12 protein-coding genes and 1 other annotated feature are annotated in these 11807 nt (G+C 45.8%); of the genes, 4 read left to right on the top strand and 8 right to left on the bottom strand.

Features of this window, described 5'->3' with window-relative positions; translation table 11 throughout:
* Positions 1–9: 9 nt before the first annotated feature.
* The 4 genes from trpD to trpL2 all read right to left on the bottom strand — a co-directional run bounded on the left by trpD (position 10) and on the right by trpL2 (position 3549).
* Positions 10–1020 (bottom strand): anthranilate phosphoribosyltransferase, encoded by a 1011-nt coding sequence (trpD, locus tag C1S73_RS17285; protein WP_038871865.1) that lies wholly within the window; start codon positions 1018–1020, stop codon positions 10–12.
* A gap of 37 nt (positions 1021–1057) precedes the next feature.
* Positions 1058–1666: an aminodeoxychorismate/anthranilate synthase component II gene (locus C1S73_RS17290; RefSeq protein WP_038871864.1), complete on the bottom strand. Its 609-nt coding sequence runs from the start codon at positions 1664–1666 to the stop codon at positions 1058–1060.
* 16 nt (positions 1667–1682) lie between these two features.
* A complete protein-coding gene (locus tag C1S73_RS17295) occupies positions 1683–3248 on the bottom strand; it encodes an anthranilate synthase component 1 (RefSeq protein WP_038871862.1) in 1566 nt (521 codons plus the stop codon).
* Between the two features lie 125 nt (positions 3249–3373).
* Positions 3374–3477, bottom strand: a sequence feature (Trp leader region).
* Positions 3424–3549, bottom strand: a complete 126-nt coding sequence (trpL2, locus tag C1S73_RS17300; protein ID WP_038871861.1) for a tryptophan operon leader peptide — start codon at positions 3547–3549, stop codon at positions 3424–3426. It overlaps the preceding feature by 54 nt.
* 94 nt (positions 3550–3643) lie before the next feature.
* Here trpL2 and rnm point away from each other — a divergent pair, with 94 nt between their 5' ends.
* Entirely contained in the window at positions 3644–4519 is an 876-nt protein-coding gene (rnm, locus tag C1S73_RS17305; protein ID WP_038871860.1) for an RNase RNM, read from the top strand.
* A gap of 39 nt (positions 4520–4558) precedes the next feature.
* Positions 4559–5179 carry an L-threonylcarbamoyladenylate synthase gene (locus C1S73_RS17310; RefSeq protein ID WP_038871858.1) on the top strand — a complete coding sequence of 207 codons (621 nt, stop codon included), beginning with the start codon at positions 4559–4561 and terminating at the stop codon, positions 5177–5179.
* Positions 5180–5291: 112 nt separating this feature from the next.
* On the opposite strand, the gene C1S73_RS17315 is transcribed toward C1S73_RS17310, so the two are convergent.
* A complete protein-coding gene (locus tag C1S73_RS17315; protein ID WP_038871856.1) occupies positions 5292–6002 on the bottom strand; it encodes a calcium-binding protein in 711 nt (236 codons plus the stop codon).
* Between the two features lie 345 nt (positions 6003–6347).
* Here C1S73_RS17315 and rluB point away from each other — a divergent pair, with 345 nt between their 5' ends.
* Positions 6348–7286, top strand: a complete 939-nt coding sequence (rluB, locus tag C1S73_RS17320) for a 23S rRNA pseudouridine(2605) synthase RluB (RefSeq protein WP_038871854.1) — start codon at positions 6348–6350, stop codon at positions 7284–7286.
* Between the two features lie 166 nt (positions 7287–7452).
* On the opposite strand, the gene C1S73_RS17325 is transcribed toward rluB, so the two are convergent.
* A complete protein-coding gene (locus C1S73_RS17325; RefSeq protein ID WP_005431208.1) occupies positions 7453–7773 on the bottom strand; it encodes an HI1450 family dsDNA-mimic protein in 321 nt (106 codons plus the stop codon).
* Positions 7774–7775: 2 nt separating this feature from the next.
* Positions 7776–8342 carry an elongation factor P-like protein EfpL gene (gene efpL, locus C1S73_RS17330; RefSeq protein ID WP_005431209.1) on the bottom strand — a complete coding sequence of 189 codons (567 nt, stop codon included), beginning with the start codon at positions 8340–8342 and terminating at the stop codon, positions 7776–7778.
* 187 nt (positions 8343–8529) lie between these two features.
* On the opposite strand from efpL, the gene C1S73_RS17335 reads away from it, so the two are divergent.
* A complete protein-coding gene (locus tag C1S73_RS17335; protein ID WP_038871851.1) occupies positions 8530–9297 on the top strand; it encodes a nucleotidyltransferase domain-containing protein in 768 nt (255 codons plus the stop codon).
* 26 nt (positions 9298–9323) lie between these two features.
* On the opposite strand, the gene C1S73_RS17340 is transcribed toward C1S73_RS17335, so the two are convergent.
* The gene (locus C1S73_RS17340; RefSeq protein WP_038871850.1) at positions 9324–11687 is read right to left on the bottom strand and encodes a DNA polymerase II; all 2364 of its coding nucleotides are present in this window, start codon (positions 11685–11687) and stop codon (positions 9324–9326) included.
* Positions 11688–11807 lie beyond the last annotated feature (120 nt).

Below are 11807 nucleotides of genomic sequence, written 5' to 3' on the forward strand. Positions count from 1 at the left end.
TTCAATTCCTTAAGCGTGTGCGGCAAGTTGTTGTACCAATTGGTACGCCTTGCCTGAATTCATTGCCTCAATCGCTTGTTGCGTGTTGGCTTTTAAATCTTCGTGGCCGAATAGACGCATTAGCAGAGCAACGTTTACTGCCACTGCACCCAATTGTGCGTCTGTACCTTTACCCGTCAGAATATTGGTAATGATCGCTTTGTTTTCTTCAGGATCGCCACCTTTGATCGCTTCTAGTGGGTGTGCTTCTAGACCGAAGTCTTCAGGCGTTAGTTTGTATTCTGTGATCTTACCGTCTTTGATTTCGGCAACGGTTGTTTCACCGTGAATTGCTACTTCGTCCAAGCCACTGCCGTGTACCACCGCGGCGCGCTTCATACCCATTTGTAGCATGGTTTCTGCGATAGGACGAACCAGTTCTTCACTGTAAACACCCATCAATTCGATGTTTGGACGAGCTGGGTTAATCAGTGGGCCAAGAATGTTAAAGATGGTGCGTGTTTTCATGGTTTGACGCACTGGCATCGCATGGCGCACACCACCGTGGTATTGAGGTGCAAATAGGAAAGCAACACCAATATCGTCTACCGCTTTGCGCGTATCTTCTGCGCTCATAGCTAGGTTGATACCAAATGAATCAAGAAGGTCAGAAGAACCTGATTTGCTGGAGACGCTGCGGTTACCGTGTTTCGCTACTTTTAGACCACATGCTGCAGCAACAAACGCCGCAGTGGTTGAAATGTTGATGGTGTTGTGACCGTCGCCGCCAGTACCTACGATATCTGCGAAATCGTAATCTGGGCGAGGGAATGGGTTTGCGTTTGCCAGAAGTGCTTTCGCCGCGCCTGCAATTTCATCTGGTGTTTCGCCTTTGATTTTTAGTGCAGTCAGTGCTGACGCCATCAAAATAGGGTCTAGTTCACCACGGATAATGATGTCGAATAGTTGTTGGCTCTCTTCCTGAGTAAGCGATTCTTGCTCGTACAGTTTAGTAATAATAGGGTTGATGATTGCTTCCATATTTCCTCTCCTAAATTTCTTATGTGCCAAGTGCTTTTTAAGCAGTGAGTGGGTTCGCTGAAGTTTGTTCTTCAAGTGCCCATTCAATGGCATTGGCCAACAGTGTTGCTCCGTAGGTCGTCATAATAGATTCCGGGTGGAACTGGAACCCGCAAACTTTATCTTCTTCTTGTACAACAGACATTACCAAGTCATCCACTTCTGCTGTGATGGTTAGGCTTTCAGGAACCTTAGTCGCAACCAACGAGTGGTAACGTGCAATCGCAAGTGGTGATGGTAGGTTTTGGTAAATCGCATGGTTTTGGTGCTCCATCATGGAGACCTTACCGTGAATGATTTCGCCTGCGCCAGCAACGGTACCGCCGTACGCTTCAACAATCGCTTGGTGACCAAGACAAATGCCGATCATTGGAACTTTGCCTTTCATCAGTTGAATCAGTTCTGGCATTGAGCCAGCTTCTGACGGTGCACCAGGACCAGGCGATAGCAGAACCACTGGGTTTTCAAGCTCGTTCACCGCTTGTTCAATGGTTTGTGCTGGGATGTTATTTCGGTAAATCTTGACTGAGTGACCTAGCGAGCGGAATTGATCCACAAGGTTGTAGGTGAACGAGTCAAAGTTGTCGATAAAAATGATATTAGCCATCTCTGAACCCTATTCCTTATTGTGACTTATGCGCTGCTTGGATAGCAGAGATTACTGCTTGTGCTTTGCCGCGCGTTTCGTCTGCTTCCGCTTGTGGATCAGAATCGAATACCACGCCAGCACCAGCTTGAACTTGAGCAATGCCGTTCTCAACGTACGCTGAGCGGATCACGATACAGGTGTCGAGTGTGCCTTCACCAGTTAGGTAACCCACAGCACCACCGTAGCTACCGCGACGTACGCCTTCTACATCGCGAATCAACTGCATTGCGCGAATCTTAGGTGCGCCTGTCAACGTGCCCATGTTCATACACGCTTGGTATGCGTGCAGTGCGTCTAGGTCTTCACGTAGTTGACCAACCACACGAGATACCAAGTGCATTACGTGGCTGTAGCGGTCGACTTTTAGAAGGTCTGCTACGTGGCGAGTGCCAGCTTGAGCAATACGAGCGACGTCGTTACGTGCCAAGTCAACCAACATCATGTGTTCTGCGTTTTCTTTCTTGTCGGTGCGCAGTTCAAGTTCGATGCGGCTATCTAGGTCGAAATCAATCTCGCCGTTAGGGCGCTTGCCACGGCGACGAGTGCCTGCGATTGGGTAGATTTCAATTTGGTTGGTATCGGTTTCGTACTTAAGCGCGCTTTCTGGTGATGCGCCAAACAAAGTGAATAGCTCATCTTGCATGTAGAACATATAAGGGCTTGGGTTGCTCTGTTTAAGTTCTTTGTAGGCCGCCAATGGAGAAGGGCAAGGTAGCGTGAATCGACGAGATGGTACGACTTGGAATACATCGCCTTTCACTACGTACTCTTTAAGGTCACGAACGATTTGGCAGAAGTCTTTATCTTCGATGCTAGGTCGAGCGTGAACATTCTCAAGTTGGGCGGCACTAGGTAGCAGCTTAGGAGAAGTACATTGAGTACTGATTTCTTCGATTCTTGCTTTTAACGCTGACTTTTGAGAATCATCGACAAACAAAGTTGCCTGCAAATGGCAAGACTCTGTCTGATGATCCACAACCAATAGCGTTTCTGCTACGTAAAACACGTAGTCTGGGCACTGGTTAGTTGCTTCTGCATTGCCCAACGGTTCGAAGTTCGCAACTAAGTCGTAGGCAAATAGACCACCAAGGAAAATTGCGTGTTTGTCTTGCTCTGAGATATCGAAGCTGTGCTGAACCAAGCGAAGTGCATCAAAAGATGACGCTTCACGTAGACGAGAATCTTCATCCAGTGTGTCGCATGGTTGTGTAAATTCTAGCGTTAATGTGTCAACGTCAAATTGACGAGAGACATCACCACGGACATTTTGGTTTAAGTGTGCTAGTAGGTTTTTGCCGTTATCCGTGAGAGCTTGCATGGTGACAGTGTGACCAAAGCAGACGATACGAACTGCCGAATCAACCAGTAACAGGGATTTCAAGTCTTGCTTTGAATCGATTTCAGCAGATTCCAGCAATAGGCTGTCAGTTTTGTTCTCACATAGCGTGTGGAACAAGCGAGTCGGGTCTTGAGTATAAGGGACGGAAGCCGTTAGCACTTCAAGCTGTCCAAGTTTCTTAATTTCAATGGCCTTGTTCACAAGACCTCCTTATAGCTGTTTACATCTTCCTGCCGTACATAGTCGCATAAAGCAAACGTTCACCCAATCAAGTTTTGGTCATATTCGATGAATGTTTAAGCAGTTGAATGTGAGATGGACGACAAAACAAAAAGCCCGCTGAAGTAGCGGGCTTTGTGACATTTAATTCTCTAAACTAGAAGTACACGTTCGCCCACCAAGAACTTGTCCAAGTGCGCCACCAAGCAACGTCTGCGGAATTCATCTTATTCAGACGAACCGCAACTTTCGCTTTCTGGTTTTGGTTAAATTCTTGTAACATGGTGAGCCTTAAATAGGTACTTCGTATTTGTGTACTAGTTAACTAGTGCAGAGATAAAAAGTCAACCCCAAAACAGCATTAAAACGACAAAAAGATGAGAATTGATTTACACAGCCACACTACAGCCTCGGATGGTCGATTTGCACCGAGTGATTTGGTGGATCGGGCACTAAGTTTTGATATCGAGGTTTTGGCGATCACGGATCATGATACGGTTGACGGCTTAGCTCCGGCCAAGCAATACGTTGAAGAAAATAATCTGCCGCTCAAAATCATTAACGGTATCGAGATCTCGACTGTTTGGCAGAACAAAGACATCCATATTGTGGGTTTGAATATTGATCCGGAAAGCCCAGCATTGGTTGGGCTAATTCAGCAACAGAAAACGCATCGCGTAGCAAGGGCGCAACTGATTGCAGAGCGTCTACAGAAAGCCACTCGCGATGGGGTGCTCGAAGAAGTTCAGTTAATTGCCGGTGATGCGCCAATCACACGAGCTCACTTTGCTAAATGGCTTGTGGACAATGGCTACGCAAAGAACATGCAGATGGTGTTCAAGAAGTTTTTGACGCGTAACAATCCAGGTTATGTTCCACCAAACTGGTGTTCAATGAAAGACGCTGTCGACGCGATTCATGCCGCTGGTGGACAAGCGGTTTTAGCACATCCAGGGCGATATCAACTTACCGCCAAGTGGGTGAAGCGAATGCTGGCTGCGTTTGTGGAGGCGGGTGGTGATGCTATGGAAGTGGCTCAGCCCCAACAAGCACAACAAGAAAGACGCAACTTGGCTGATTATGCTATACAATACAAACTATTAGCTTCTCAAGGCAGTGATTTTCACTATCCGTCACCGTGGATGGAGTTGGGAAGAAACCTCTGGTTGCCTGCGGGTGTAGAACCAGTTTGGAAAGATTGGGGTATTGATCCTTCGTTGAATGCTCAACCTGACGAAGTCGAAACGCCATAAAAAATATAGAGCCGAGAGGTTCGATAATGAGGAATTACAATGAGCCAGTTTTTTTACGTTCATCCAGAAAACCCACAGGCTCGCTTGATCAATCAAGCAGTAGCAATCATTCGTAACGGCGGTGTGGTGGTTTACCCAACCGATTCAGGTTACGCACTAGGCTGTCAATTGGAGAACAAGCAGGCGCTGGAACGAATTTGTCAGATCCGTCGTCTGGATGACAAGCATAACTTTACGTTGTTGTGCCGCGATTTGTCGGAGCTTTCTCTGTACGCACGAGTGGATAACTCGGCATTCCGACTACTGAAAAACAACACACCGGGTCCTTACACTTTTATCTTCAAAGGCACAAAAGAAGTGCCGCGTCGTTTGATGAACGCAAAACGCAAAACGATTGGTATCCGTGTTCCAGATAACCGTATCGCATTGGACTTATTAGAAGCGCTTGGCGAGCCGTTGATGTCAACATCGCTAATTTTGCCAGGTAGTGACGTGACGGAATCGGACCCTGAGGATATTCGTGACAAATTAGAGCACGCGGTTGATGTCATCCTTAATGGTGGGTATCTGGGTGAGCAACCGACAACAGTGATTGACTTTAGTGATGGTGAGCAAGTGATAGCGCGCGTAGGTTCTGGTGACCCAGCGCCATTTGAGTAAGCTCGTCAACTCAAAAGCAAATACGAAACTAGCACAAAGCTAAATAAGAAAGGGAGGCGAAGACGCCTCCCTTTAATTTTTGAATCAATGAGTAGAAGTTCACATTCGTGGATTATGCGAAGTCAAAGATATCGATATTGTGGTGCTCAATGTAGTTCATGTAACCCGCATCAATACCTTTCAACGTTACTTCCACATTAAACTCGTCGCTAGAGAACACAGCCCAACCAAAGTCGTTGTATGACAGCGTTAGGTCATCTGCGGAATCGAGGAACGTGTCGCGAATACCATCGTCGTTGGTATCGAGACCCATATCAAATACAAGCTTATCGTGGCAAATGTTGAAATCTAGGATCTCTGCTTTCACTTCAATGTCGTTTGAGGAAACTGGCTGATCTGGAACGCCAACCGCAAGACGGTTTGTCATTACGAACGTGTCATCACCACATCCACCAGCAATCACAGAGTTGCCATCACCAACGACGACCGTATCATCACCCCAACCGGCATTGATGAAGTTGTTGCCAGAGTAGTCGAAAATCGTATCGTCACCACAACCACCAAATAGAGAGTCATTACCCAAGCCGCCAGACAAGTAATCGTCGCCTGAACCACCAGCTAGTAAGTCATCACCTCTGCCGCCTAATAGAGTGTCGTCACCACGGCAACCAAAGACATAGTCATTTCCGTCGAAACCAACAAACTTATCATCGCCACCAAAACCGACGAAAACGTCGTTGGTATCTGAGCCTTTTGTTCCGGTCATATTATCGTCTTCTGAGGTGCCAAATATCCAATTTAGGTCAAGATTTGTATGAGACATTTATTATTCCTTTTCATCTGATTAAGGGAGCTAGCAAGCTGAACAGTTATCTTTCTTATAACCTTGATAATTTTATCAGGTGCACCAAAAATTCAGAGGTGTGGACAGACCCATAATAGTGCGGTTCTACCCTAGTGCGGCTTAGTACTAAGTTGGAGAAGATGATGAGTTAAGTGTGAGTTTTAGAGCGAGATTTTAACGAGAGAATCTGGACGATTTCACTTACATTAAATGGGAGAATCTCGTATAATGTCCGACCGAAAAAATCCCATTTACATGGGTAACTTGCAAAATGAAGACCAATTCTGGTCTCGACGTCTGTGAAGACGACACATAGGTAGATAAATGAGCGAAAAGTTACAAAAAGTATTAGCACGCGCAGGTCACGGTTCTCGTCGCGAGATTGAATCGTTAATTAAATCTGGTCGCGTTAGCGTGAACGGAGTCGTAGCTAAACTTGGTGAAAGACTAGAAGATGAGAACAGCGTAGTTCGTATCGATGGTCACGTTGTGTCTGCGAAGGTACAAGAAGAAGTGATCTGTCGTGTTTTGGCTTATTACAAGCCAGAAGGTGAACTGTGTACTCGTCACGACCCAGAAGGTCGTCGCACTGTTTTCGATCGTCTGCCAAAGATCCGTGGTTCTCGTTGGATTTCAGTAGGTCGTCTTGATGCTAACACATCAGGTTTGCTGCTGTTTACAACAGATGGGGAACTGGCGAACCGCCTTATGCACCCAAGCCGTCAGGTTGAGCGTGAATACCTTGTTCGTGTTTTCGGCGAAGTAACTGAACAGAAAGTGAAAAACTTAGTTCGTGGTGTTGAACTTGAAGATGGTATGGCACGTTTCGAAGATGTGGTATATGCGGGTGGTGAAGGTATGAACCACACGTTTTATGTTGCTATCAACGAAGGTCGTAACCGTGAAGTTCGCCGTCTGTGGGAATCGCAAGATACGACGGTTAGCCGCCTAAAACGTGTTCGTTACGGTGATATCTATCTGGATAAGAAACTGCCTCGTGGTGGTTGGATGGAACTTGATCTTAAAGAAGTAAACTACCTACGCGAATTGGTAGAGCTTCGTCCAGAAAAAGAAACCATGCTTGATCTGAACAAAGACAACACCTCACGTAAACGTGAACGTGCTCGTAGCCAAAAAATCCGTCGCGCTGTTAAGCGTCACGAAGAGCGCGTAAATACGCCTAAAGGCCGCAGCAACAACCCTTCTCGCCGTAAGCCAAAGAAGAGCGCAGGTGATCAGGGTGCACGCAACAAGCATCGTTAATCGATAGCGAAAATTAGAAAGGCTTGCCACTTGGCAAGCCTTTTTCTTATCTAGCGTTTCGCGTTCGTAATCTTTCGTGTTTGCCAATCATAAGTAACTTTGACTTACAGATATAAAAAAAAACACCAGCGTGAGGCTGGTGTTTTTGATAATGATGAGGAAATCGTTAATCACGTTTCCAAAGCATATGACAGAACTTATGTTCTGGGTCTCGACTGATTAGCATACGAGCAAAAACGTCATCAAGTACGTCATTTTCCTCGTTTACTAAGCCGATTCGAACTTCTGCATACACTTCTTTGTCGATGTCGAAGCCAACATGTTCAACCCAGTCATCACCGGTTTCAACAAGCTCTGCGGCACCACGATCTTCAAATTGTGCAGTAAACAGAATGACATCAGCTGGCTCTAGGTTATCTGGAGCCATTTCAAGGAAGATGTCGTACGCAGCGTCGATAACGTCGTCGTAAGAAATCAAATCAGACATGCTTATGCTCGGCTCATGTATTTACGTTCAGTCGTGTTGATGATCACGCGGTCACCAGTCGCGATGTACTCAGGAACTTGAATTACAAGGCCTGAAGCAAAGCGTGCTGGTTTAGTACGTGCAGATGCAGATGCACCTTTAATTGAAGGGTCAGTTTCTTCAATCACTAGCTCAACAGAAGAAGGAAGCTCGATACCAACAGCAGAGCCGTTGATTAGAATAAGGTGGATACCTTGAGTGTCTTCGTTGATGAACAGAAGCTCATCTTCAACTTCGTTGTGTTTGAATGTGTATTGTGAGTAGTCTTCGTTATCCATGAAGATGTGCTCATCGCCATCAGCGTATGAGTACACAACTGCACGTTTGTTCATTTCTACCGTTTCAACCACATCATCAGATTTGTAACGCTCATCTACACGAGCGCCAGTGTTTAGATCTGTACAACGCATTTTGTAGATCTTAGCGCCGCCACGACCACCAGGAGTCGTAACTTCGATGTCTTTAACTAGAAGAGTTTTACCATTAGACTCGATTGCGAAGCCTTTTTTGATTTCACTTGCCTTTGGCATTGTATTTTCCTATTTACACTTATTAAGCAAAACTTGGTGATTATAGCGCTAACTTGTTTGTCTGGCACCAAAATTAATCGTTGTTGTTTAATCCTAATGAAACGGCTGAATGGGCTTGATTCAAAACCATAGCTAGTGGATCATATTGACCATCGTTCGCTAAAAACTCGAGATCGCGTTTCAATCAATGTCTCTCTCTGTTATCAATCCAAAACAACCTTTCCAACCAGAATTTGAACCTCTTATTCGAGAGGTGCTAGCGTGCCTAAAAGGCGGCCTCGGTGCTAACCTGCATAGTGTTTACGTGTATGGCAGTGTTGCGCGAAAAAGTGCCATTGCAGGTAAATCAAATCTTGATCTGCTGGTGGTAACGAAGTCCAGTTTTGACAACAACCGAGCAACAATACTCAACACCATCAAATGGCGAGCGCAGCAGGGACACCCACAAGTTCAAGGTGTTTCTATTCGTACCGCGCTGGTGAGTGAGGTAGCAAACCTAGACAGTATTTTTACTTGGGGGTTTATGCTCAAGCATTGTTGCGTTTGTGTGTATGGTGAGAGCTTAGGCGATTGTTTTGGCGATTATGTTCCAAGTTGGGAAATTGCTAAACACTGGAATATGGATGTGGAAGATTGGATCTCAGTCTATCGAAGTAAGATTAGCCAAGCCAGCAGCGTAAAAGAGCAGGTAGCGGCACAAATCGTGATTGCGAAGAAATTACTGCGAGCGTCTTATTCGTTGGTGATGTATCGAGATAAACGTTGGTTTGATGATCCTGTTGAATGCGGTGAGGTATTTTTGAAGTATCACCCTGAAAAGCAATTGGAGATCGAACGTTTGGGCATCTTGCTGGCTGGTCGAGCAATTCCCAAACGCTCTGTACTTGGTTTGATGGATGGCTTTGGAAGTTGGCTTGTAAAGCAGTATCAAAAAACCGAGTTCCGAATAGGTTAAGCCACGCCATCTATGCGCAGTATCTTCTAAAATAATCCCATTTGAGGCGCTGACAGTTGCTCAAAGTCAGTGCCGATAAACGGCAGAATAGCATCGGCGACCGGCTTTAGTTGTTTATCAATGTAATGTTGGTAATCGATAGGACTGTTTAGGTATTCGTGTGGCTCTGGTCCATTTACGGTAATCAGGTATTCGATTCGACCACGGTTTTGATACTGCAACGGTCTCCCAAGTTTAGCATTGATGTCATCTGCTAAGCGTGCGGCTCGCACCTGTGGTGGAATGTTCTTTTGGTATTCGTGCAGCTTTCGACGTAGGCGTTTCTGATACACCAATTGATCATCGAATTCGCCGCTGTTGGTTTTCTCGACCATTTCTCGCACGTAGTCACTTGGATCTTCACCGTGAAAAACCATTTGATACAAGGTGTTCTGGAACTTCTGTGCCAGAGGCGTCCAGTCAGTCCGAGCGCTTTCTAATCCTTTGAAGATAATGCGCTCTTGTTCGCCTTCGCCAATCAGCCCGGCGTAACGTTTCTTAGAGCCTGTCTCTGCCCCACGAATTGTCGGCATTAAGAACTTGCGGTAATGGGTCTCGTATTCAATTTCGAGAATAGACGTTAAGTTGTATTCACTCCGTAAGTGTTCCGTCCACCAGTGGTTGATGTAGTCGACCAGCGTATTCCCAACCTCATCCGCCTCTTCTTGGCTATAAGCGCCATTTAAAGATACGAAGGTGGAATCGGTATCGCCATAAATCACTTGATAGCCTTTGTCTTCAATCAGCACTTTGGTTTGCTTCATGATCTCGTGGCCACGCATGGTGATGCTTGAAGCAAGGCGGGTATCAAAGAAACGGCAGCCAGACGAACCTAGCACACCATAGAATGAGTTCATGATGATCTTAATTGCTTGCGAAAAGGCTTTCTCGTTATTCTTTTTGGCGACATCACGCGCGGCCCACAGCTTCTCAATCATCTCCGGTAGGAAGTGTTTCGAGCGATGGAACTGACCGCCACGGAATCCCGGGACGGCTTCATCATCTGCCTTGCCGATTTCAAGCTGTAAACCTTCGACTAAGCCCATTGGGTCAATCAAGAAAGAACGAATGATCGATGGATATAGGCTTTTAAAATCCAATACCAAGACTGAGTCATACAGATTCGGAATAGAATCCATCACATAACCGCCTGGGCTAGCGATCCAGTTCTCGGGGTGTAGGTTAGGTGCGACATAACCTGCACGGTGAATCTGTGGCAAATACAAGTTAGTAAACGCTGCCACTGAGCCCCCTACGCGATCCAGTTCCACTCCCGTTAAACGTGATCGTTCAATAGCGAAGTCGAGGAGGTGGGTATGGTCGAAAATCTTATTTACCAAAACACAATCTTGCAGGTTATATTTTGCAAGAGAGGGCTTATCCAATCGGTACATGCGATTGATCTCGTCCATTCGGTCATGCACGTTATGAATTTCTTTACCTTCGCCAAGCAACTCTTGAGATACAGACTCAAGTGACCATGAACGGAAATGATATGTTGCTGTCTTTAAGGTATCGATACCATCGAGAACCACACGGCCGGGAATCGAGATAAACCCTTGCTGGCTTTGCGCTGAACTCCGGAAAAAGCTGGCTTGATCCGCTCGACCAATCATTAGCTTCATACTGTGCCATTCTGCTCGTTTGTGTAAGAGGCGGAAGTCGAAGTCAATGACGTTCCAGCCAACAATGACATCCGGGTCGAACTGCTTAAACCAATCAATCATAGCTTCAAGTAATGCTCTCTCGTCTTTCACCCATTGGATTTTTGTTTCTGCGGGCTCCGGTTCACCAATCATGATTACGCGAGAATCTACAGGGCTGTCTAAACCGATTGAATAAAGAATGCCCTTCTCTGAACATTCCAAATCAAGGGAAACAACGTGCAGATTTGGTTCATATTCGCCACTACGGCATTTCGCATTTTGGACACGTTGGAAGCCATTAAGGAACTGTTGGTTGCCCGTAAACTCAATACTACCTTTGATAAAACGTTCCATAAGGTAGCGATCAGCTAAGCGCACATCCCCTTCATAATGAATGATGTCATTTTGTGTCAGAGCATCTTGCAAACCGAAAGCGTCTTTGGTGTTGTGGGTGTAGCAAGCCGCGAGAGCTGAGTGTTGGAAGCTTTTGAGTTGGAGTGGTTTTACTGACACCTCGAGCTGTTTTGAAGCAGCCATCATATTGACTTGTTCAAGGTGCGCTTGTTCAACAAAGAACACCGGTTTTTCCCCATGAATCAGCAATTGAGTTGGTCCGTCCTCTGTCGAAAGCCAAAGTTCAATTTGCGTTTGGCCTTTGATGTCTCGTGCTTGACGAGTGAGTAGGAAGCCTTGTTGGATATTCAAAAGAGAGAAACCTTATAATTCTTTGAGTTCACTATTCTAACATTAAGAACTGTAAAAATAACCAGTAAAACCCTGAGTCGGTATGGGGGAAGAAGAACCCATGTTTTCGCTTGTTAGGCC

It is taken from the genome of Vibrio jasicida 090810c (assembly GCF_002887615.1).
Taxonomy (GTDB): domain Bacteria; phylum Pseudomonadota; class Gammaproteobacteria; order Enterobacterales; family Vibrionaceae; genus Vibrio; species Vibrio jasicida.

What these genes read in the sequence shown, in the direction of transcription:
- trpD (WP_038871865.1), bottom strand. Translation starts at nt 1,020, where the DNA reads ATGGAAGCAATCATCAACCCTATTATTACTAAACTGTACGAGCAAGAA.
- C1S73_RS17290 (WP_038871864.1), bottom strand. Translation starts at nt 1,666, where the DNA reads ATGGCTAATATCATTTTTATCGACAACTTTGACTCGTTCACCTACAAC.
- trpL2 (WP_038871861.1), bottom strand. Translation starts at nt 3,549, where the DNA reads ATGTTACAAGAATTTAACCAAAACCAGAAAGCGAAAGTTGCGGTTCGT.
- rnm (WP_038871860.1), top strand. Translation starts at nt 3,644, where the DNA reads ATGAGAATTGATTTACACAGCCACACTACAGCCTCGGATGGTCGATTT.
- C1S73_RS17310 (WP_038871858.1), top strand. Translation starts at nt 4,559, where the DNA reads ATGAGCCAGTTTTTTTACGTTCATCCAGAAAACCCACAGGCTCGCTTG.
- C1S73_RS17315 (WP_038871856.1), bottom strand. Translation starts at nt 6,002, where the DNA reads ATGTCTCATACAAATCTTGACCTAAATTGGATATTTGGCACCTCAGAA.
- rluB (WP_038871854.1), top strand. Translation starts at nt 6,348, where the DNA reads ATGAGCGAAAAGTTACAAAAAGTATTAGCACGCGCAGGTCACGGTTCT.
- C1S73_RS17325 (WP_005431208.1), bottom strand. Translation starts at nt 7,773, where the DNA reads ATGTCTGATTTGATTTCTTACGACGACGTTATCGACGCTGCGTACGAC.
- efpL (WP_005431209.1), bottom strand. Translation starts at nt 8,342, where the DNA reads ATGCCAAAGGCAAGTGAAATCAAAAAAGGCTTCGCAATCGAGTCTAAT.
- C1S73_RS17335 (WP_038871851.1), top strand. Translation starts at nt 8,530, where the DNA reads ATGTCTCTCTCTGTTATCAATCCAAAACAACCTTTCCAACCAGAATTT.